Origin of the sequence: Candidatus Tisiphia endosymbiont of Parasteatoda lunata, from assembly GCF_964030955.1 — a bacterium.
In the GTDB taxonomy this organism is placed as follows: Bacteria; Pseudomonadota; Alphaproteobacteria; order Rickettsiales; family Rickettsiaceae; genus Tisiphia.
Window position 1 is genome coordinate 1,930,487 of the sequence record NZ_OZ035003.1, and the last position, 24,061, is coordinate 1,954,547.

Below are 24,061 nucleotides of genomic sequence, written 5' to 3' on the forward strand. Positions count from 1 at the left end.
ATCTTCCAGTTGATTAAAATCCCATGAATAGTTGTTGTTTTCTCTCTTTTCGACAGTATGATGACTAGCAAGTAAATTTTGAATAAATACATCAATATTTAATTTTTGTGGTTTTGTCGCATCTATAAATCATACTACATCAAGATTGTTAAAACTAAGGTTTTGGACATTATGATGCCATTAACATAGCAAAATTCTCAAAAGTAGAAAGATTATCATTAGCTCCAATTATTTGTCTTTTTTGCATCATACGAATATTTTCTATACCGGTAATAGTCATTTCTGCAGAATGAAAACTCTTAAAACCAAGCATTGGCTTTGTACGTTTTTTGATAAACCTATGATCTTGTTCTACAAGATTATTTAGGTATTTGGTCTGAATAACCTTAATTTTATAATCTTTAGGAACTTCTGTATTCAAATCATTAAGAGCAGCCGTATTACTACCGCTTTTATCAATTACTACTTTCTCAGGAAAATTATTCTCTCTAAAGGCTTTACAAAAAAATGCAAGTGCTGCAGGCTTGTCTCTATGCTTACGTAGCAGAAAGTCTACAGTATTACCAAGACTATCTAGTGCTCTATATAAATAAACCCATTTACCGTTTAATTTAATATAAGTCTCATCCATTCTCCAACTACTACCAACTGGCTTCTTTCTTTTTCTAACCACCTGATCTATCAATGGTACAAATTTTATAACCCATCTTTGTAATGTAGAGTGATCAATTTTTGCTCCCCTTATACTCATCATTTCTTCCAAATCTCGATAACTTAAAGAAAATCGGCATTTCATATAGACAAATAACATTATTATTTCTGGTGAAGAACAAAATCCTTTGAAATATGATAATAATCTTGCAGTAATACGAAACATCTTAACATCTTTTTTAGATCATTATATCAATCTTTTTTCTATTGTCCAACATATGCGACAGAACCCAATAAATAACCTAGTGAATTTATTATCAAAAATTACAATAGAAATTTGATACCTAGTGTAAGCAATTGTATATAAAACTAAATACCAAAATAATATGCCTACTATCATTTTTCTAAAAAAAATTACTTTTGGGTTAGAAAAAAAGCTCATAAAACTTACCAAAAATATAAAACAAAATTTGCATTACGTGCTTGTTCGATAGCTTTTTGCTGCTGTTTCTGCAAATCCTGCGAGAAACCATACAAAAAATTCAGTAACTTCTCGTCCTGTTTTTTAAATAGATCGCTTTGGTAAAATATTTCCAGCGAGCTAGATATTTTTCATCTTCTTTACTTCGTTTATCACTAGCTAGCCATGAATTATTGCCATGGCTGCTGCCTTCATGGTTAATAATATTTGCTTCTTCGCTCATATTTTACTCATTGATAATTTCATACATAAATTTTTAAGAAATTCTATTTTCCCAATACAGCAATTCAATACTCTTCCTATTTAATTTTCGTCAAGTACAGTAGTTGTGTCTTCAGCCAAATTCTTACGTAGCAATTCTATTTCTTCTATGGATAGTTTTGTTAATTTACTTATAGTTTCTATAGGATAGCCTTCTTTTAGCATTTCTTTTGCTATTTCTATAGCTTTTTTTTCTTCACCTTCAGCTTTACCGTTATTAAAATTTTCTGCTAGAGCAAGTTCTTCTGCATCTTCCTGCAATTTGGTTCTAACATATAAGTCGTATTCTGCTGGGGTAAGCTTATACCGTTCAATCATATGGTAAGCATCTAATACCTTACTGCTCTTAATATCTTTAGGTGGTTCTGTCTCTTGTGTTGCACATTTGAATAGATGTAACCATTCATCAGCAACACTCATTAATTTCGTTTTTTTAAATTTTCCAAGCTCTATAAATACATAAGAGAGGTCAAATAAATATTGTTTATTAGTAGTAGTCTCAATATTTTTATGAATACTTATATAAGGCACTCTTTTATCAAATATTCTAGTTTTTATCAATGAAATCACCATTACTGGCAATAAATCCAAGTGAGTTAAACCTTCCGTAAGTTGTTGAACATATGAATGCGCAGAATAATATTGTACTCTTTTTAAATAATCGGTTTCATTTTTTTTCTGCATTTCGATAATGTACCAGTTTCCTGATTCATCTTTAACTTTTAAATCAAATACACTTCTCCTACCCTTATGAATCCCTGCTAATTCTTCTACTGGAATAAATTCAATTTCCTTAATTCTGTACATTTCAGATAAATCAAGAACACTATTAAGAAATTCTTTTAAATTCTCTTTATCACGGAAGATTTTCTTAAACAAACTATCATTTGTTGGGTCTAAATATTTTTCCATATCAACTACTCCTTTTTCCTTCAATATTATCAACTCCATCATCTCTTGACGCTTGCGAGCATATGTACAAAAACAAAGCTCGCATGCCTTCATTGAAAGCGGTGTAGTTGCTTTCTTGCCGCATGAAGTTGCTGCGATACACACTACTCATGTGGGCTAAATCTCCTAATACTATTCTACCATCTTCTCCACTAAAAATCTTCAAATAAATTGATTTTAATTGCTCTTTTGTGAGTATTGTGGGGTGGAGATTGGGTTACTGAAGAATTCATCACAAGAGCTAGCAATGTTTTCCGAGGATTATAACTTTTGAAAATGATTTATATCTAACATACACCCTATCATTATACAATATACGTCAGTTCGGGATAAGATATAGATGAAATAGTAATAGATAAAAGGATTGTCAAAAAGGAGTGCCTGCAGTATTTATATTTTTAAACAAAAAAACAAACTACAGGCATGAAAAAAGATATCACAGAATTATATAGTTTTATAGATGATTTTTGTAAAATTTATTTGGAGTATGAACAGAGAAAGTTATTACCATCAAATAAGCAAAGAAATCGCTGTTGTAGCATGAGTCTAAGTGAAATGTTAACAATAATAATTATGTTTCATACATCCTATGCTAAGAATTTTAAATTTTTCTATAAAAGTTATATAGAGTGCATGCATAAGGATGATTTTCCCAAAGCCTTGAGTTATAATAGATTTGTTGAATTAATGGCACGATTATTCATACCGCTAAATATGTTGATTCATTTGTTGTTTGGTGAGGAAACAGGTATTTATTGTCCCACTTTGGGAGAAAAACCCCGCACTTGCAGTGCGTCGTTTCAACATAAATTTTAAATATCTTATCAAGAAAAGATAAGATATTTTTTTAACAAAATCTTACACTTCACAGATATATTCTTTTTGTGTTGTGACACTTTTTAAATGAACCATACACAAATAGTTTCTAACTTTTAAGTTAGTACATACATGAGGCATTCATGCCGTAATATTAAGCTCTGCACTTGCAGTGCAGAGTGGTTAACTTTATTGACTCTACAACGATTAAAGCTTGTCACAATAAAAGGCGTTATAGCAATAAAGTTTTTAAAGGATTAGCCAAACATAGTAAATCCTCTATGGGGTATTTTTATGGTTTTAAATTACATGTAATAATCAATAATAAAGGGGAGTTTATGGCATTAAAAGTGACCAAAGGCAATGTAGATGATAGGGTTCCAGTACCGGAGTTAACAAAAAGATTAACTGGAATTATAGCAGCTGATAAAGGTTATATTAAGCAAAATTTGTTCTTAAATTTATATGAAAGAGGCTTAAAAATGATTCATGGAATTAAGAAGAATATGGAAAATAAATTAATGGATTTGAAAGAAAAAATCTTACTTCGAAAGCGTAACTTAATTGAAACAGTTTTTGATTATCTAAAAAATAAAATGAACCTTGAACATACTAGACATAGATCACCAATAAATGCCTTTGTCCATATATTATCTACTCTTGTTGCTTACTCATTAAAGAAAAATAAACCTTCAACAAAATTTGATTTTAATCTACATGTTCACAATATCCTTATCCCGAATTGACGTTATACATAAAATTTTACCTCGTTTATGAATTAAATTTGCTTCTTCGCTCATATTTTACTCATTGATAATTTCATACATAAATTTTTTAGAAATTCTATTTTCCCAATACAGCAATTCAATACCCTTCCTAACCCGAGTTGCCAATTAATTTATAAGAACAGAGCTAGGTTTTATAAACGTTTGAGGTTAATTTGTAACATTAAAACACTCAATAAAAACTATATTTTTTAGAAATATGTTTGTATGGAAAATGTTTTAGTATCAAATCTCACATGGAATCAGCTTTAAATATAGCTTTTGCCAGTATAATTAATTGGCAACTCGGGTTATGTTAGTAAATAACTAACGATTATAGACTTTTTCAACAGCTCGACATGTTTTACGGATATTTTTTTACCAACAAAGTTACCATACTTGTTTAAATCATCATTTAAAGATGTCACTATGTGTTCCCGTATGCTTAAATACCACAATTGTCGAAATCTCGAAGGTATAGCGGGTTTTCATAAGTAAAAAAGTAGATATAATCAAGTATAAAGAAAAGGAAGACAACGAAAATAACAATTAGCGGTAAAAAAACTGTTATTGACTTTAGGGTAGTATAGTTTAAAATTAAAAATGAAGTAACTGCAAAGTGACTTTGGGGTGTAGAAACCTGTAATCCAACAGTGGTGAATAGCAGCCATTAAATGATGTATCCTCGACTTTCATGGTCGGGGAGATGTTGGCTATGTTCAGGGCTTAAGGTTTTTTCTTTAAGCCTAAAGGTTAACATAGCTGTCTGTTGGCAGTTTTTCTAACTCCCCGATCGCCAAAGTAATCTCTCAAGGTTCTTTGGTGGTTAAAACTTGATAACTTTAAGTTTAATCATAAAGGAGATACTGCTATGACATACACAACAACTTTAGTTTCTGAAGCAATCATCTTTTTTGATTCGGCTTATGACTATCCTATGATATTAGTGGCATCTTAGCATCAGACCAATTCTAGTTTAGAGTTGAAAATATTAAGGTATTTGTAAAGATGAAAGATATTAATAACTGGCAATCAAAATTGGTTTTGTCGCATCTATAAATCATACTACATCAAGATTGTTAAAACTAAGGTTTTGGACATTATGATGCCATTAACATAGCAAAATTCTCAAAAGTAGAAAGATTATCATTAGCTCCAATTATTTGTCTTTTTTGCATCATACGAATATTTTCTATACCGGTAATAGTCATTTCTGCAGAATGAAAACTCTTAAAACCAAGCATTGGCTTTGTACGTTTTTTGATAAACCTATGATCTTGTTCTACAAGATTATTCAGGTATTTGGTCTGAATAACCTTAATTTTATAATCTTTAGGAACTTCTGTATTCAAATCATTAAGAGCAGCCGTATTACTACCGCTTTTATCAATTACTACTTTCTCAGGAAAATTATTCTCTCTAAAGGCTTTACGAAAAAATGCAAGTGCTGCAGGCTTGTCTCTATGCTTACGTAGCAGAAAGTCTACAGTATTACCAAGACTATCTAGTGCTCTATATAAATAAACCCATTTACCGTTTAATTTAATATAAGTCTCATCCATTCTCCAACTACTACCAACTGGCTTCTTTCTTTTTCTAACCACCTGATCTATCAATGGTACAAATTTTATAACCCATCTATTGTAATGTAGAGTGATCAATTTTTGCTCCCCTTATACTCATCATTTCTTCCAAATCTCGATAACTTAAAGAAAATCGGCATTTCATATAGACAAATAACATTATTATTTCTGGTGAAGAACAAAATCCTTTGAAATATGATAATAATCTTGCAGTAATACGAAACATCTTAACATCTTTTTTAGATCATTATATCAATCTTTTTTATATTGTCCAACATATGCGACAGAACCTACTTTGAGTTGTCCCAATAATTAATATCTTCTTCCATAAAAACCATAAATATTTTTTATATTCAATTTATAGATTAAACTAAAATATAAATTATTACCAAGGATTTTTTATCTATTTTTAAAAAAGATGAATGTTTTTGCATTTTGTTGTTGTATAAATAGACAATTACTCCCTTTATGTTCACTTATCCCCCTCCTCTAATTCCTTATGATATAATTTATAATATTCGGCTTTATTATCTATAAGCTGCGAATGAGTTCCTTGTTCAAATATCATACCAGATTTCATAACAACTATGTGATCAACGTCCTTAATACTCGATAAACGATGGGTTATAATTAAGGTAGTCTTACCTTTGCGAAGATTTACTAAAGAATTTAAAATTAATCGCTCAGAATTTTGATCTAACGAACTTGTTGCCTCATCCCAAACTAAAATTGCTGCCGGCTTCAAAAATGCTCTGGCTATCGCTAAACGTTGACGCTGCCCACCTGAAAGTGTTGTACCTTGATTGCCAATCATCGTATCATAGCCAAATGGAAGGTGCGAAATAAATTCATCAGCATCAGCATATTTTGCCGCGGTAATAATTTCACTTTGAGTAGCATTTGGATTACCATAAGCAATATTTTCTGCAACGCTAGTGTCAAATAATGTAGTATCTTGCGTTACTAAAGAGATTTGCCGTCTTAAAGAGTCAATTTTTATGTCTTTAATATCGTAATCATCAATTACAATTTGTCCACTAGTTGGATTATAAAATCTTACTAATAAATTAGATAATGAAGTTTTGCCGCTACCAGAACGCCCAACAAAAGCTGTAGTTTTTCCTGGCATTATTTTTAGACTAACGAGCTTTAAAGCTACTTTATCATTAAATTTTAGCTCGACATTGTGAAAAATTATTTGCGGATTAACTAATTGAACATTTTGAGCATTTACACTATCTTTAATAATAGGCTCAGTATCTAGAACATTAAAAACTCTTTTTGTTGCAGCAATACCCTCTTGTAAATTTACATTTAAAGAAACCAAGCTTTTAAAAGGTCTATAAGCTGCAAGAAAGGCAGTAATAAAAGCAAAAAATGCTCCTGGTGTAGTTTCTCCTTTTATGACTAACAATCCACCGTACCAAATAAGCCCTCCAACTGTAATACCACTTAACACTTCCATGATTGGTGAGACCAATGCATCCAATTTTGCAGTTTTCTTTAAAAAATGTAAAATATTACTAGAGAACAATAAAGCTCGATTGCTTTCAATTTTCTCTCCTAAGAAAGACTTAACAATTTTAATTGACTGAAAAGTTTCATCTAACCTAGAAGTATAATTAGCTAATTCCTCTTGAGCTTGTCCTGATATTCTACGAATTTTTCTCCCTAATTTCTGTATTGGATAAATTGCTAGGGGAAATGCTAGAAATACTATACAAGATAACCTAGGTTCTAACTTAAACATCACTATGATAAGGCCTACTACTGTCAAAAAATATTTCGCACATCCTACTAGTAAATTTGACACAGCACCACGCATCATGGCAATATCGTTAGTAAAGCGTGATATTAAACGCCCTGATGATTGAGATTGAATAAAGAGAGTATCGGCAAATAATAGATGTTCATACATTTTAATTTGTAAATCAGTTAGAATTCTCTGACCGATAAATTTAACTAAATAACTTGAATAATATTCAGCTATCCCTTTAATAGTAAATGTGATCACTACCATTAACGGCAAAAATAATAACATTTGACGATTGCCGATTAAAAATATTTGATCAATAGTTGGTCGCACTAAATCAACGATACAAGCAGTACACACAGCCGTAATTACCATACAAAATACTGCCATGCCGATCTGTTTTAGATAAGGTCTTACATGTTCAGCTATTAACCTTCTTAAAGTATTATAGGCACTATAGTCATAATTTATTAGATTATGTTTTTTTTGCAAAATTCTCTCCTTAGATATAGTGGTTTGTTATAACGTTTGTACTATACAGAAAAATTACTGTACTGAACAATATTAGTAATAATAGCATAAAAAATCCTAGCACTAAGAATATTGAATTAAAATATTGCCACAACAACATACAAAAAAATGGTGTTGTCGATGAAAGTATCATACCGCCAAGTGAATGGGATAGACTACACATTCTTGCCCTAATATTAGTTATAAACATAGATTGAACAATAATTTGTAATGGCACTACGTAAAATGGGGCAAGTCCGATAAGCATTACTGGAAAGTAAATTACCGAGATTTTTTTATATAGTAAAAATTGTACAATAATTATCACTAACAAACTTAATGATAATGCGATGATGATTTGTTTTTTAGGGTAAAATCTATCAGCTAAAAAACCAGACAATACTGACATAATAGCGTAAATGCTTATTAAAGCTATATTGATAATTTGTGATTGATTGCTATCCATAATTAATGCACTTTTTACAGCAAATACTCCCCAAAAATAAATTAGAAAATGGTAAATACCTCCTATGCAACCACTTATTAATATTGCTATAATAAATTTTTTAAATGAATCTTTGATAATCTTTGTTAAATAAAAAAAGTTATAATCTGGAGATTTATGATCCTTTTTAGAATTTAAGAACTCCTCACTTTCATGAAAATAGTGCCTCAGGAATATGATAAATAAGCCAAAAACCCCACCAATAATAAAATTTGCCCGCCATAAATAAGCTGCTGAGTCAAATTCTGTAGAAAAATGATAAATTGTTGCAGCAAGCAATGCCCCAACCTGACTACAAAATGACACGATACCACTAGCACAATTCTTGCTAGTCTTACCTACTTTTTCTACAACGTAAATTTTTATAGCATCACTTTCTCCTGCTAAGCTCATTAAAAATGTCATACGACAAAATATTAAGATTATTGTAGCCACTATGCCAATTCTATCAAAATTAGGAGTTAATCCTATAAGAATTGTCGAGATAGTAGCTAAAAATACCGAGATTCTAACTGATACAATTCTACCATATTTATCACTGATAAAACCAAAAATGATCGAGCCTATGGGACGAGCTATTACAGCTATGCTGAATATAGCAAAAAATAATAATATCTGCCTATCATTTGATCCTAGAGGTAAAAAATTCTTGGATAGAACTGTTGCTGATAAACCAAAAAGAGCATAATCATAATAACGAACAATTGTTGTAAAAAAAGCAATTAGGAATGCCGGTCTTGTCATACATCTATATCTATTATGTTTTTCATGGTATACTCCTCACTGCCCATATAGTAGCTAAAGTAATCATTGCAATGTAAATTCCTATAGATATAGAAGAACCAGTAAAATGCCAGAGAGCTATACATATTGAGGGAGTAAATCTTCCAAATATTGAAGTACCTATAGCATCACCAATACTAACCAGCATATATTTATCTGAACCATGGAATAGACTATTAAGCCAATAATTTAGTGGGCATAAGAAAGTTACCCCTAACGTAATAATCCATAAACGAACAAAATTAATATACCATAAGGAAGCGTCAGACATATATAACCACAATGGTACTATGCTAACAAATAAAATGTTAGTACTGATGATCATTACATTTGCAGGACGATATTTCTTAACCAAAGACCCTATTATTGGAATCATTGCTGCATCCATAATTAATAAGATTGTATTAAACGTCATCATCCTCTCCAAAGATATAGAGGTAATAAGAGGTATAAAACTATTCATCACGACAAAAGGTATCACATATGTCATATAGGAAAAGCCACTAACTATAGACACACGCAGAATATTGCACTTATTATTCAATATCACATTTGATATATAGCTAACAAAGTCATTGCAAGCAATAGTAAGCCCATGAAGCAATCCATTCCTCATTTTTCTAGATTTTTTCATTGCTACTAAAGTAGCTTCTTGCAATGACGTTTGTGAATTTGACATAATGTTAGTCAAGTTAGCTATATAGGATTCTTGTTCTATTGCTCTTTGAGATATATTGGAATAACGTCTAAGATAAACCCCTACAATCCCTGTACTCCCTCCTAATATACAACATAAACGCCAATATTCATGATGATTAGAACTAATCAGAATTGTACTAACAAAAGAGGCAATAATAAGTCCAAACATTGTTGATAACTCGTATAGATAGGATGCTTTCACTCCTTGAGTTTGCGTCTTATTTTCTACAATATACAATTTGGCAATACAATGTTCTCCTTCACCAAAAATTGCTAACATCATTCGAATAATGAGCAGCATCAATGGTGAGAACCAGCCAATCATTTGATAAGTTGGTATAACTCCTATTAACATAGTAGTAACAGCAACGCCTATTAATGAATAGGATAGAGCCAAAGCTGCTCCTCGTTTTTTTACAATTATACTAAAAATTATTGCTCCAATTGGTCTAGTAATTATTGAAGTTGCTAGTACGCTATAAGTTAAGATCAAAGCAACTATAGGATCGTCTTTGGGGAAAAAGATTATTGATAAAATTGGGGCAAGAAAACTATAAATAGCCGTATCAAAATGATCTAGACTATTACCTATTAAAATTGATAAATCTTTCTTTTTCATGAGAAATCCTCAATTTCTTGTTAACAAATTATCTACTAGCTTTACATGGGCTACTATATACTGCTATGATTTCAAGAATTGGTATACTCAAATGATTTAAGTATATACGTGGTAAACATACACATAAAAACTAATTAGGCTATATTTAAATTGCAAAAATTATTTGACTATTTAAAAATTACCTCTCAGCTGAACTCTCAAAGTTTGTGTTTTGACTCTAGATTAGCTAAAGCTGGTGACATATTCTTCGCCATTAAAGGAGCAAGTTCGGATGGTAATAAGTTTATTGATGATGTAATAAACAAAGGAGTAAAATTCATTATTACCGATGATGCTGAAAGTTTAAAGAGCCCTAACATTATCGCTAATGGTGTACATATAACGCTTGTGAGTGATGCACGGTTGGCACTAAGCCAAGCTGCTAATATTCTCTACCCTTTATTACCACAATATATGGTAGCTGCTACTGGTACTAACGGTAAAACCTCGGTAGTATCCTATTGTAGGCAACTATACACATTACTAGGAGTACCCAGCTGTTCTATCGGAACCATTGGCGTAGAATGTTCGGGTGGTTTGGATTTAACAAGCATCCAAGAAATTTTAGACGAATCCCCGGCTCTTACTACTCCTGATCCTGTAACTTTCAGGCATATTCTACATAAGCTAGCTGAGAATGGCACAAAATATCTAGCTTTTGAGGCTTCTAGCCATGGTCTAGAACAACAAAGATTATGTGGTATAAAAGTAGATGCTGCCTGCTTTACTAGTTTTAGTCAAGATCATCTTGACTATCATAAGAATATGGATAGCTATCTTTTAGCCAAGCTAAAATTATTTACAAATAATTTATCGCAGACAGGAGTTGCTGTACTAAACTCGGAAATAGAACAATTAGATTATATCAAAAGTTATTTACAGGAACGTAATATAAAATTCTTAACCGTTGGTATGAATGGTGATCTGAAAATTATCGACAGGACAATTTGTACTTATAACGGGCAGAAATATAATTTTACTACCGATATAGTTGGTAGTTTTCAAGCAACCAACTTGCTGATTGCCGTTATGATGGTGCATTTGACTGGCTTTCCTTTTGAACAAGTCATATCGAAATTACCGCAAATTAAAGCAGTTAAAGGGCGTTTAGAGAGAATAGCTAATAGCAATATTTTTATAGACTATGCTCACACTCCAGATGCCTTAGAAAAAAGCTTGCTAGAACTAAAAAAAATAAAATCAAATAAGGGGTTATTGAAAGTAATTTTTGGCTGTGGGGGTAATAGAGATAGTGGTAAAAGAGCATTAATGGGGCAAGTTGCTGCACAAATTGCCAATGAGGTTATTATCACTGACGATAATCCGAGGAATGAAGACCCAAAATCAATACGGCAGCAAATTATACAAGGTATTATAGCTATCACTAATAGTTTTATAGAAATAAAAAATAGAAAAATTGCAATTATTGAAACAATAAATAATCTACAAGAAGATGATATTTTGCTGATTGCCGGCAAAGGTCACGAAAATTATCAGATAATCGGTAATGAGAAACTACCATTTAGTGATTTCGATATAGCCAAGGAAGCTCTACAAAGCAGAAAAAGTTTGAATTAAAAAATATCAACTAATAATAAAATTATATGCAAATTTTTAGAATATTCTTAGTCTCCTTCTATATAATTCTACCATCCTTATTAACTATACATTCTGTATATGCCACTCCATTTAACCATCCAGAAACATGGAAAAAAGTTGATATCTCAAAATTACTTAAAACATCTACAATAGCTTCTGTCGCATATGTTGGACAATAGAAAAAAGATTGATATAATGATCTAAAAAAGATGTTAAGATGTTTCGTATTACTGCAAGATTATTATCATATTTCAAAGGATTTTGTTCTTCACCAGAAATAATAATGTTATTTGTCTATATGAAATGCCGATTTTCTTTAAGTTATCGAGATTTGGAAGAAATGATGAGTATAAGGGGAGCAAAAATTGATCACTCTACATTACAAAGATGGGTTATAAAATTTGTACCATTGATAGATCAGGTGGTTAGAAAAAGAAAGAAGCCAGTTGGTAGTAGTTGGAGAATGGATGAGACTTATATTAAATTAAACGGTAAATGGGTTTATTGTCCCACTTTGGGAGAAAAACCCCGCACTTGCAGTGCGTCGTTTCAACATAAATTTTAAATATCTTATCAAGAAAAGATAAGATAAGATAAGATATTTTTTAACAAAATCTTACACTTCACAGATATATTCTTTTTGTGTTGTGACACTTTCTAAATGAGCCATACACAAATAGTTTCTAACTTTTAAGTTAGTACATACATGAGGCATTCATGCCGTAATATTAAGCTCTGCACTTGCAGTGCAGAGTGGTTAACTTATATAGAGCACTAGATAGTCTTGGTAATACTGTAGACTTTCTGCTACGTAAGCATAGAGACAAGCCTGCAGCACTTGCATTTTTTCGTAAAGCCTTTAGAGAGAATAATTTTCCTGAGAAAGTAGTAATTGATAAAAGCGGTAGTAATACGGCTGCTCTTAATGATTTGAATACAGAAGTTCCTAAAGATTATAAAATTAAGGTTATTCAGACCAAATACCTGAATAATCTTGTAGAACAAGATCATAGGTTTATCAAAAAACGTACAATGCCAATGCTTGGTTTTAAGAGTTTTCATTCTGCAGAAATGACTATTACCGGTATAGAAAATATTCGTATGATGCAAAAAAGACAAATAATTGGAGCTAATGATAATCTTTCTACTTTTGAGAATTTTGCTATGTTAATGGCATCATAATGTCCAAAACCTTAGTTTTAACAATCTTGATGTAGTATGATTTATAGATGCGACAAAACCATTAATACAACATGGCTTTTTGAAGAAAGTGAAAAATAAAAAGAAAGGCGATTCTTTGATTTTAACTTGTCCTGATAAAAAATTATCTAAAGAAGTTGAGAGTCAAAATATGAAATTTATTATTAAGTAGACTGATCGACTACAAATTTATCTGCATATGCAGTAGTTGAGATTTAACTTACATTTGATAAAATAAATAAATGTTAAATGGAGGTTCAAATGAATTTGAATCAAAAAATAATAAAACCAAAACTAGGATTATTAGAATTTGTGATTTATCAAATAAAAAATTTACCTATAAACTAGATTATTTAATATTTAGTAGTTTGTGAGTTTTATGGTATAATGAGTAACATGTAAAACTATAACACCTCTTCAATAAATTACTATTTATGGCTATTACTAAGTTTCTCGATCCTAAAAATGATGTTGCCTTTCGCCGTATATTTGGCTCGGAGAAGAATAAAGATATTCTTATTCATTTCATTAATGATGTGCTAGAGCTTAAAGGTAGCGATAGAATCAAAGAAGTAACATTTTTACCTACTATTCAAGAACCAGAGATTGCTTCAAAGAAGCAAAGCATAGTAGATGTGTTATGTAAAGATGAAAATGGAGTGCAGCTAATTATTGAGATGCAGGTATCTCCGCAAGAAGGATTTGAGAAGCGAGCACAATATTATGCAGCAAAAGCCTATTCACGGCAGTTAAATAAAGGTAAGAAAGAAGGAGCTAGATATATAGATTTAAAGGCTGTAATATTTATTGCTATTAGCGATAATATTATATTTAAAGACAAAGTATTCTATAAGTCTGATCATATTATTTTGGATAAAGATAGCTATGCCCATGATTTAAAGGATTTTTCTTTTACTTTTATAGAGCTACCGAAGTTTAAAATCACAGATATAAATTTACTGACCAACATAATAGAGAAGTGGTGTTATTTTTTTAAGCACGCAGACGAAACAAGTGAATCGGACTTACGTAAGATCATAGGATCAGATCAAGTAATAGAGAGAGCTTATGAAGAATTAAACCAGTTTAACTGGACGGAAGAAGAATTGTTAACTTACGAGCAAGAAACTAAACGTATCATGGATAATAAAGCAGCAGAAGATTACCTAATAGAAACTGCTAAAGCTGAAGGTATCGAAATAGGTGAAACTAGAGGTATCCAAATAGGTAAAGCTGAATTGGTAAAGATACTGTTACAGAATGGCAATTCTGTGGAGTCAATTGCTAAGATGACAGGTATGTCTATTAAGGAAATCAAGGAATTATTAAATATACAGATACAATAAGAAAGGGAAGCATCAGCAATTCCAAATATGAGCTAGTCTCCCCGTCAAAAGTGCTAAAAATTAAGAAAAATTCAAAATTTAATACCTTAGCCAAAAATTCTTGTATAAAATTTGAGAGTTTAATTTTTTTGATTTAAATTTTTGGTACAAAAAGATGATTTTTAGAGAATTTTTGCATGATGATTTATTAACGATTTTGTAATTATTTGATTATTTTTTTACTGACTAATTTCTATGTAGAAAAATTTGTTTTGAGTAAATGATTCGCAATACACCGTAAGTTGGTTTTGTCGCATCTATAAATCATACTACATCAAGATTGTTAAAACTAAGGTTTTGGACATTATGATGCCATTAACATAGCAAAATTCTCAAAAGTAGAAAGATTATCATTAGCTCCAATTATTTGTCTTTTTTGCATCATACGAATATTTTCTATACCGGTAATAGTCATTTCTGCAGAATGAAAACTCTTAAAACCAAGCATTGGCTTTGTACGTTTTTTGATAAACCTATGATCTTGTTCTACAAGATTATTCAGGTATTTGGTCTGAATAACCTTAATTTTATAATCTTTAGGAACTTCTGTATTCAAATCATTAAGAGCAGCCGTATTACTACCGCTTTTATCAATTACTACTTTCTCAGGAAAATTATTCTCTCTAAAGGCTTTACGAAAAAATGCAAGTGCTGCAGGCTTGTCTCTATGCTTACGTAGCAGAAAGTCTACAGTATTACCAAGACTATCTAGTGCTCTATATAAATAAACCCATTTACCGTTTAATTTAATATAAGTCTCATCCATTCTCCAACTACTACCAACTGGCTTCTTTCTTTTTCTAACCACCTGATCTATCAATGGTACAAATTTTATAACCCATCTTTGTAATGTAGAGTGATCAATTTTTGCTCCCCTTATACTCATCATTTCTTCCAAATCTCGATAACTTAAAGAAAATCGGCATTTCATATAGACAAATAACATTATTATTTCTGGTGAAGAACAAAATCCTTTGAAATATGATAATAATCTTGCAGTAATACGAAACATCTTAACATCTTTTTTAGATCATTATATCAATCTTTTTTCTATTGTCCAACATATGCGACAGAACCTGCATAAGCTAAGCAATGATCTTCTCCCCTTTGACAAATATCATCTAATTTAGCTGATCTCAAACCCTTACCAGGTGAAAATAGTGATATTGATTCTAAAATGTTAGTTTTTCCACTACCATTCCCCCCTATTAGTATAACAGGATTATTACCAGCACTAATATCTAAATTCTGAAAATTACGATAATTTAGTAATTTTAATTTTTGTAGATAAATATTATGCATAACTTATTTGAAATAGTGAGAAAAAAACCTAATCAATTAAAATCAAAAGCTCTTTTGAATCTAAACATATACTGCTATACTCAAATGATTTGAAGAATTGGATTTGAAAATGAATGGTGAGCATGCTAGGTGTACATATAGTATAATTACGCATGCGAATCCATGATATTTTCAAAAAACAATTCTTCAAAGATTAAGAGTATATAATTTCAAGAGTGGGTAGACGATAATAACTTCAAGAAGAGCTAGCTGTGCGTTGTGATATTTAGGGTACGATGACCTTAATTCTTGAAGTTCTATACCCTTCGCCTTTCAAGTGTTGGCGTTGTGGTACGATAGGACTTCGCGTAGGAATTGACTACGCCTAGCCAACTCTTGAAATTCATCGGGTATACCTGAGTATATACTCAAATCTAATTCAAACAACTAAAATATATCCATGACTTTATCCATGTCTTTAGAAGAATTTCGCCATAAATATAATTATGATCAATCAACCAAGATGATGCAACAATATTTAGACATCAAATTTGCCAATCTTGATTGTCTTCTATTGTTTAGAATGGGTGATTTTTATGAAATGTTTTTTGATGATGCAGTTCTTGCCAGCCAAGTTTTAGGTATTGCTCTTACCAAAAGAGGGTCTAATGGAGACTCTGAGATTGCTATGTGCGGAGTACCCCATCATGCTCTTGAGACATATTTAAATAAATTAATTGAAGAAAATTACAAAGTTGCTATTTGTGAACAACTAGAAACACCGGAAGAGGCAAAGAAACGCGGTGGCTATAAAGCTGTAGTAAATAGGGATGTAACGCGTATCATCACTCCAGGTACTGTTACTGAGGAATCTTTAATTGATGTTTGTGAACCTAATTATTTGGCAAGTTTAGTTTTACTAAAAAACGGAGCATCAATTTGTTACGTTGACATCTCTACTTCAGAAATTTCAGTTATAGAGATTCCGCAGAATGAGATTATTAACGAACTATCACGTCTTAAGCCTAAAGAGATTTTACTTAGCGAAAATTTGCAAGGAGGACAATTAGCTAATAGTATTCAGCACCAATTACATTTTCGTGTCTCGTATCAAGTTGATAGTTTTTTTGCTCCTAAAAAATGCCATAAAATTATTTTAGATTTTTACAAAATCAATGATCTAAAAGCCATAGGGGAAATATCTGAATGTCAAACAAGTAGTATTGGTAGTATCTTAGAATATTTATCACTAACGCAAAAGCAAAATATACCTTCGCTACCTTTGCCTCGGTTGGTCAATTACCATAATTTTATGATTATTGATTCGGCGACTCGGCGGAATTTGGAAATTACTAATAATTTATTAGGAAAAACCAAGGGTAGTTTACTGGCCACTATTGATCACACAGTTACTAAGGCTGGTAGTCGTTTACTATATCACTTTTTATCTACACCACTAATAGATATTGATGAAATAAATTATCGACAAAATATCACAGAATTTTTTTATTCAAATATTGAACTAGTAGGGAATATTAAAAAGTTACTCAAGAAAACTGGGGATTTAGAACGTTGCTTGGCTAGAATTACCATGAATCGTGGCTGCGGGCGGGATCTGCTAAATATTAAATATACGTTAAATGCTGCACTGGAAATAAAAGGAGAGTTTATTTCCCATTATGGGCTAAATTTGCTAGATTATATAGAGAAGTTAATTAAACCTCTATCTGGAGATGAACAGTTATATTCATTAATAGATCAAGCAATTAGAGAGGATGCACCTAATACTATCAATGAAGGTGGGATAATAAATCATCATTATCATCCTAAAATACAAGAATTATATGACTTAATTAACAATGGCAAAGCCCATGTAGAAAAATTAAAGAATGTATATCGTCTTGATACTGGCATCGACACCCTAAAAATATCTCATAATAATGTACTTGGGTTATTTATTGTCCCACTTTGGGAGAAAAACCCCGCACTTGCAGTGCGTCGTTTCAACATAAATTTTAAATATCTTATCAAGAAAAGATAAGAATGAATCATACAGATATTTTTTAACAAAATCTTACACTTCACAGATATATTCTTTTTGTGTTGTGACACTTTCTAAATGAGCCATATACAAATAGTTTCTAACTTTTAAGTTAGTACATACATTAGGCATTCATGCCGTAATATTAAGCTCTGCACTTGCAGTGCAGAGTGGTTAACTGAAGTTACCCTAAGACATAGTGATAAAATGTACGCATCAAAATTTATTCACCGACAAACAACTTCTAATGCTAGTCGCTATACTACTATTGAATTACAAAAGTTAGAAAGCGATATGGTCAACGCTAGGAGTTTAGCGGTTAGTCTTGAACTAGAATTATATAATAAAATATGCCAGCAAGTTATTGATAAAGCTATATTTTTACGATTACTTAGCTGTTCCTTGAGTCAGCTTGATGTATTTTGTAATTTTGCTTATATTGCTGATGAATATAATTATGTCAAGCCTAGATTAAGCAATGATTTGAGTTTTGAGATTATTGAAGGGCGGCATCCAGTCGTTGAGCAAAGTTTATCAAATGATAAAAAAAGCTTTATTCACAATAACTGTACTTTATCGGAAGCTAATAGAATTTGGTTAATTACTGGACCTAATATGTCAGGTAAAAGTACTTTTTTACGGCAAAATGCCCTAATAGCCATATTAGCTCAAATTGGCAGTTTTGTGCCGGCTAAAAGTGCCAAAATAGGTATTGTAGACAAGATATTTAGTAGGATAGGTGCAGGGGATGATTTACAAGCAGGTCAATCAACTTTTATGGTAGAAATGCTTGAAACATCAGCTATTTTAGCACAATCTACTAAAAATTCTTTAGTGATATTAGATGAGGTTGGTCGCGGAACTTCTACCTATGATGGTGTATCAATTGCTTTCGCGGTGTTGGAATATATTCATGATAATCTCAAATGTCGATGTTTATTTGCCACGCATTATCATGAATTAACCAGCATGAGTAATTTTTTGCCAGCCTTGCAAAATTATACAGTGGCTATTGAGGAATTAGGGAAAGAAATATTATTTTTGCATAATATTATAGCAGGGATGGCTGATAAATCTTATGGAATTCATGTAGCCTACTTAGCGGGCCTACCAAAATCTGTTATAATTAGGGCGAATGACATTTTAACAAAATTAGAAAAAACCGCTACCAGCAAAAATAAAAATATCTTAAATACCGAATCAAACAATTTAAGTTTATTTGACTTACCAGTAGAGAGTAAAAAAGAAATAAAATTTAATAAGTTAGAAGAAGAAATTAATAAAATCGATCCCGAACAACTCTCCCCTAAACAAGCCTTAGAGTTGGTATATAAATTAAAGAAACTAATTTTTTAAAATAGGGTTGTCTTACATGATAGTACCACTAGAACCCAAACGTTCAGTAAATGGAAAAATTTGGCAACAGCGATCAGTAAACGAGGATGATGTTTCAGAACTTTGTCGTTCTGTAGGAATCAGTGATTTTCTAGCACGGGTTCTATCTCCTCGCTTAGAGAATTTGGTACAAGCTACTGATTTTCTATCACCTAAGCTTAAGAACTTATTACCATATCCTTTTCATTTACTTGATATGCAAAAGGCAGTAGATAGAACCATAGAAGCTATTGTAAATAAACAAAAAATCTGCATATTTGCTGATTATGACGTTGATGGAGCTACTTCTTCATCACTACTTAAGAATATATTTAGAGATTTGGGGCAAGAAGCTGATATTTATGTTCCAAACCGAATTGCTGAAGGGTATGGACCGACCCCAGCTGCTATGCAGAAAATTAAGGATAATGCTACTGAGCTACTTATTACTGTTGATTGTGGAGCAATGGCACATGAGGCTCTAAAATATGCAGCGCAAGTAAAGCTTGATGTAATAGTTATCGATCATCACATTAGTAGTGATATATTGCCTGACGCTGTTGCTGTTGTTAACCCGAATCGTATCGATGAGACCAGTAGATATAAGTACCTAGCAGCTGTAGGAGTATCATTTTTATTTGCTACCGCCTTATTATCCGAGTTAAAAAAACAAAATTTCTTTACCGATATAGCTTCGTGTTCGATACAAAATAGTGTATATTCAAAATGCCATACTCTACCAAATTTAATGCAATATTTAGACTTAGTCGCACTTGGAACAGTATGCGATGTAATGAAGCTTATTCACTTAAATCGTGCTTTTGTTGCTCAAGGATTAAAAATCCTTGGTCAAAGAAAAAATTTAGGTATGAAGACTTTATGTGATGTTGTTGGTTTAAATGAAAAACCAAACTGTTATCATTTGGGATTTGTGTTGGGACCTAGGATCAATGCCGGTGGAAGAGTTGGTAAATCATCCTTGGGTGCTAGTCTTTTATCTACCGAATGTGCAATAGAAGCAAATTTACTTGCACAGGAGTTGGAGAAACATAATAATGAGCGAAAAGTAATAGAGCTGATAATGATAGAGGAAGCTACTCAAATAGCTTTAACCCAAGAAAATGATAGTTCATTATTTATAGTTGGTAAAGGGTGGCATCCGGGTGTTATCGGCATTGTCGCTGGCAGATTAAAAGAAAAATTTAATAAACCAGTTGCAGTTATAGCTTTAAATGATGGAATAGGTAAGGCTTCTTGCCGTTCTGTCAAAAATGTTGATTTTGGTAGTAAAATTATCAATGCCAAGGCTAAAGATTTAATCATAGCTGGCGGGGGACATGCAATGGCAGCTGGATTTACAGTATTAGAAGAGAAATTACAAGAGTTACAAGAATTCTTAAATCACGCCTTTAAGATTGATATTAGTAATCAAAATGATATTGCCTATGAAGAATATGATGCGGAACTTACTACAAGTAGTGTAAATTTACCGCTAATGGATGAGCTAAGTAAACTCGAACCATTTGGTCAAGGAAATCATGAGCCAATATTTAAATTCTCTAATCTTTTTGTATTAAAAGCTGACATAGTCGGTGGTAAACATATAAGATGTTTGCTTGCTCCTTCTAAGGAAGCTTTTGGTTCTAAACCGCTGCATGCTATTGCGTTTAATAGTGTATCTAGTCCTATAGAAAATATTTTACTTAATATTAAGTCATATAATATTTCTGTAATTGGTTCATTAAAAATGAACAGTTGGAAAGAGTCTAATACTATTCAATTACAAATAAAGGACTTGATAATATGATATTTGTTAGCTATAGAAAATTAAGAGGATGGATATACTCTTCTGCTTTAAAAAAATGTCATCCCTGCTTCGGTGTGGGATATCATAGTACATTTTTTATATAACCACTATTAAAATGGCTGCTGATCGTCATTGCCAGGAGTCGCGAGAAAGCGGCGAAGCGGCAATCTTTATGCAGTATTACACCTCACTTCACTAGATCGCCACGGCATCTAACGCACAACTGTTGAAAGTTTACAAATACCTATACCATTTCTATCCCATACACCGCATACTAACCTCGTTTTATGGCACAATTTTGATCCTATCCATCTCGAAGATAAGTCGCGTTAGCCGCTTTAAGAATACATTTTTCCTTATATTAAAACCGCTTCCTCTTCTAACTTTCAACAGTTGATGACATCGGAGCTATTAAACCGATGTCTTACATCAATAGTTGAGGTTAACTATACTGAAAAACTTAAAGTATTTGCAAAAATATCATAAGTTACAAAAAAGTTACTATTTATTAGAGTTATTAATATAATTTTCGTGATGTTATTTGATATTACTTGATTACTAGCTATAAACCTGTCTTAATCTACTGCAAGACGTCTTGTATCGCTAAATTATGAAAGAGGAAGTTTTGGAAAAAAATTAAGTAAGGAGTATAAGTGGAACAAGATATGTATAATTCCTTACTTAATTTTGACAATAAGATTACCTTACAAGAATGAAGTTATGCAAGAGCCTATTTCTACATACTAAAATGTAATACTGGAGTACCAGTATTACAAACGCTGTCATTCCTACCGTAACTCGGATGACAGCTCTGTATGTAGTATTACACAACTAAAGTTTAGCAGCAGGTTTAGATAATATAAAATCTAACTGCTACTAATTAAATAATGAAAACAATAACTATACCAGGAGGATATTATGTCTAAAATAGCTCAGATATTTCAGAAGAGATCTAGTCCAAATAAGAGTGCTAGTCCAAATAAGAGTGCTAGTCCAGATAATAGTGCTAGTCTAGATAGGAGTACTGTTAACGATACTGGTACTGGTACTGATCCTGTTTTAGCACTCAAATTTAAATATTTCCAAGACGCACTTGGAGCTTTAAATCAACAATATGGTGATATACAAAAGATCAGTACGGCTCTCGATAAACGCAGTTATGCCGAGGCTCAGATTAAATATAAAAATTTATGTGGTGAGATCGAAGCCCCTACGTTTCCTCTAGAACAGGAACAAAAAGACTCACTATTGTTTGGAATATACTACGGTTTAGCTATTAGTGATTTCCGAGCAGGTAAGTTTCAAGAACATAAAAAACATTTATTGCATGCGTATAAAAATTATGGTCTTGGTAGAGATGAATCTATAATAGGACTAGAAAGATGGGTAGAGATATATATAAATCTTGATCAAGATGTACAAACAAAAGTACCAAGCATTTCTGAAGAATACGATACTTTATTAAAAGAGGTCAAAGAAGACGTTCAGTCACTAATTAAGGATAAAAAATATGCAGAAGCTCGTGCAAAAATAGAGTATTTGAATCAAAATAGCCATAATTTCCATATATTTGATCTATACTTTGATACAATAAAAAAAGATACAAAGGAAGCTTTGAAGTATTTTGAAGATAAATCAAAGAATAATCTTACACAACGTCAAGATATTCATAATATCCTTAAAAAATGGCAAATTTACCTTAGTAAGCAAGTTGATGATCAAGAAGTTGCTGCCAAAGCTGCTACCTATGCTTCAAAGTACAACCCAAATCCAACAGTTGCTACGGCATCTGTAAAGAAAGCTGGAAAAGACGTTGAAAAACTTCAAGAGCAACTTGACAAAGCTAACCTTAAGTTAAAGACAGTTGTAACTGTTGATGAACAGGAGAAACAGATAAAGGAATTTACAGCTAAATACGAAGCTGAATTAGAGAAACTTAGAACTGAACACAAAGCTGAATTAGAGGCACTCAAACCTAAAGATTCACCTACAAAAGATACTAAAGTGGGTGAAAAGACTCCTACAGCTCCCGTAGTTAAGCCTCTTGAAGAGAATGTTTTAAAGGAGTTAACTGAGTTAGCTAACTTGATTACGTCAGTTAATCATTATGAGGAACTGTATAAGATTGATAAAGATAAGGCTAAAAGTCTTTTGAGTAAAGCTGTTAAAGAGAATCCTGATGTATATAAAACTATAGATGATCCTAAAATTTTGGTGCTTCTTGCTGACGTTCTTTTGTCTTCAAATGAGATAAAGGAAGGAAGAATAGTTTGTCAACAAGCTCTTGAACTTAATCCAAATATATGGGAAGCTACTGTGGAAGAGGTAGTTTTGCTAAATTTAGCTGGAGTTCTTTTACCTTCAGATCAACAAAAGGCTAAACAAATTTATAGTAAAGTTATGAATTTTCGTTTTATTTGTAAAAATGAACAAAATAAGTGTGTAGTTGATACTAATAGGAAGATGGAAATAGCTAAGATTGTTGCTCAAGATGGATATGGAGATGAAGAGAGGGATTGCTTAGCTGAGTTCTGTTTATCTTCCAATAAAATACATCAGCAAGCACTAGCTCTAGATTGTTATCCACATACAGATGTTGCTAAAAGAGAAGCTATAGCTGGGCAATTAAAACAGTTAGGTAAACAAGCACCGAATCCAGGTGCTGGTGAGTATAAAGCCTATGCGTTATATACAAAGGCTTTTTCTGTTCTAAAAGACGATCAAATATTACGTCAGGATATGAAAAAAGCACACAACTTTAGTTACTTATATACCGATCCTACACACTTTCCTGATCCCCCTACTGACGAATCTACTGCATACATCCTCGGTGAGTGTGTTTATAACAATTATTAAGCCTTCTCATAAATAGTGAATAAAGTCCCATAATTTATTCCTCCTACTTTAAAGCCATTAACAGCTTTTGAGGTAGGAGGGATAGTTGCTTAGGGTAATTTTA

The 24,061-nt window shown here is 31.8% G+C and carries 15 protein-coding genes and 4 pseudogenes; 10 read left to right on the top strand and 9 right to left on the bottom strand.

Annotated elements, in window-relative coordinates:
- Nucleotides 1-169 precede the first annotated feature (169 nt).
- From AAHN00_RS12110 to AAHN00_RS12120, 3 genes are all read right to left on the bottom strand, one after another.
- On the bottom strand, nt 170-877 hold the full coding sequence (locus AAHN00_RS12110; protein WP_342271407.1) for an IS6 family transposase: 708 nt from the start codon (nt 875-877) through the stop codon (nt 170-172).
- Nucleotides 878-1,193: 316 nt separating this feature from the next.
- Nucleotides 1,194-1,355, bottom strand: a complete 162-nt coding sequence (locus tag AAHN00_RS12115; protein ID WP_342271408.1) for a hypothetical protein — start codon at nt 1,353-1,355, stop codon at nt 1,194-1,196.
- An 80-nt stretch (nt 1,356-1,435) separates the two neighbouring features.
- Nucleotides 1,436-2,305 (bottom strand): Rpn family recombination-promoting nuclease/putative transposase, encoded by an 870-nt coding sequence (locus AAHN00_RS12120; RefSeq protein ID WP_342271409.1) that lies wholly within the window; start codon nt 2,303-2,305, stop codon nt 1,436-1,438.
- Between the two features lie 462 nt (nt 2,306-2,767).
- Here AAHN00_RS12120 and AAHN00_RS12125 point away from each other — a divergent pair, with 462 nt between their 5' ends.
- Complete coding sequence (locus AAHN00_RS12125) at nt 2,768-3,160, top strand: transposase (RefSeq protein ID WP_342271410.1); 393 nt, start codon at nt 2,768-2,770, stop codon at nt 3,158-3,160.
- 179 nt (nt 3,161-3,339) lie between these two features.
- Nucleotides 3,340-3,906 (top strand): IS982 family transposase, encoded by a 567-nt coding sequence (locus AAHN00_RS12130; RefSeq protein ID WP_410521390.1) that lies wholly within the window; start codon nt 3,340-3,342, stop codon nt 3,904-3,906.
- 1,118 nt (nt 3,907-5,024) lie between these two features.
- Here the strand turns inward: AAHN00_RS12130 and AAHN00_RS12135 are convergent.
- The 4 genes from AAHN00_RS12135 to AAHN00_RS12150 all read right to left on the bottom strand — a co-directional run bounded on the left by AAHN00_RS12135 (nt 5,025) and on the right by AAHN00_RS12150 (nt 10,376).
- A protein-coding gene (locus tag AAHN00_RS12135) for an IS6 family transposase (protein ID WP_410521391.1) occupies nt 5,025-5,733 on the bottom strand; the annotation gives its coding sequence in 2 pieces (ribosomal slippage) (nt 5,025-5,567 and nt 5,569-5,733; 708 coding nt in all).
- Nucleotides 5,734-5,979: 246 nt separating this feature from the next.
- A complete protein-coding gene (locus tag AAHN00_RS12140) occupies nt 5,980-7,752 on the bottom strand; it encodes an ABC transporter ATP-binding protein (RefSeq protein WP_342271411.1) in 1,773 nt (590 codons plus the stop codon).
- A gap of 10 nt (nt 7,753-7,762) precedes the next feature.
- Complete coding sequence (locus AAHN00_RS12145; RefSeq protein ID WP_342271412.1) at nt 7,763-9,019, bottom strand: MFS transporter; 1,257 nt, start codon at nt 9,017-9,019, stop codon at nt 7,763-7,765.
- Nucleotides 9,020-9,041: 22 nt separating this feature from the next.
- Complete coding sequence (locus tag AAHN00_RS12150; RefSeq protein WP_342271413.1) at nt 9,042-10,376, bottom strand: MFS transporter; 1,335 nt, start codon at nt 10,374-10,376, stop codon at nt 9,042-9,044.
- A 177-nt stretch (nt 10,377-10,553) separates the two neighbouring features.
- Between AAHN00_RS12150 and AAHN00_RS12155 the strand changes: the two genes are divergently transcribed.
- From AAHN00_RS12155 to AAHN00_RS12170, 4 genes and pseudogenes are all read left to right on the top strand, one after another.
- Nucleotides 10,554-11,993 carry a UDP-N-acetylmuramoyl-L-alanyl-D-glutamate--2,6-diaminopimelate ligase gene (locus AAHN00_RS12155; RefSeq protein ID WP_342272671.1) on the top strand — a complete coding sequence of 480 codons (1,440 nt, stop codon included), beginning with the start codon at nt 10,554-10,556 and terminating at the stop codon, nt 11,991-11,993.
- 238 nt (nt 11,994-12,231) lie between these two features.
- Nucleotides 12,232-12,519, top strand: a pseudogene (locus AAHN00_RS12160) (IS6 family transposase); the annotation flags it as partial.
- Nucleotides 12,520-12,770: 251 nt separating this feature from the next.
- Nucleotides 12,771-13,196: pseudogene (locus tag AAHN00_RS12165) on the top strand (IS6 family transposase); the annotation flags it as partial.
- Between the two features lie 452 nt (nt 13,197-13,648).
- Entirely contained in the window at nt 13,649-14,560 is a 912-nt protein-coding gene (locus tag AAHN00_RS12170) for an Rpn family recombination-promoting nuclease/putative transposase (RefSeq protein ID WP_342271414.1), read from the top strand.
- A 343-nt stretch (nt 14,561-14,903) separates the two neighbouring features.
- On the opposite strand, the gene AAHN00_RS12175 is transcribed toward AAHN00_RS12170, so the two are convergent.
- Nucleotides 14,904-15,611, bottom strand: coding sequence for an IS6 family transposase (locus AAHN00_RS12175; RefSeq protein WP_342270905.1), 708 nt, complete (start codon nt 15,609-15,611; stop codon nt 14,904-14,906).
- Between the two features lie 77 nt (nt 15,612-15,688).
- A pseudogene (locus AAHN00_RS12180) lies at nt 15,689-15,901 on the bottom strand (AAA family ATPase); the annotation flags it as partial.
- Between the two features lie 451 nt (nt 15,902-16,352).
- On the opposite strand from AAHN00_RS12180, the pseudogene AAHN00_RS12185 reads away from it, so the two are divergent.
- The 4 genes and pseudogenes from AAHN00_RS12185 to AAHN00_RS12205 form a co-directional block, all read left to right on the top strand.
- A pseudogene (locus tag AAHN00_RS12185) lies at nt 16,353-17,919 on the top strand (DNA mismatch repair protein MutS); the annotation flags it as partial.
- A gap of 125 nt (nt 17,920-18,044) precedes the next feature.
- Nucleotides 18,045-19,277 (top strand): DNA mismatch repair protein MutS, encoded by a 1,233-nt coding sequence (gene mutS, locus AAHN00_RS12195; RefSeq protein WP_342272672.1) that lies wholly within the window; start codon nt 18,045-18,047, stop codon nt 19,275-19,277.
- Nucleotides 19,278-19,293: 16 nt separating this feature from the next.
- The gene (gene recJ / locus AAHN00_RS12200; RefSeq protein WP_342271416.1) at nt 19,294-21,102 is read left to right on the top strand and encodes a single-stranded-DNA-specific exonuclease RecJ; all 1,809 of its coding nucleotides are present in this window, start codon (nt 19,294-19,296) and stop codon (nt 21,100-21,102) included.
- Nucleotides 21,103-22,020: 918 nt separating this feature from the next.
- A complete protein-coding gene (locus AAHN00_RS12205; protein ID WP_342271417.1) occupies nt 22,021-23,958 on the top strand; it encodes a hypothetical protein in 1,938 nt (645 codons plus the stop codon).
- Nucleotides 23,959-24,061 lie beyond the last annotated feature (103 nt).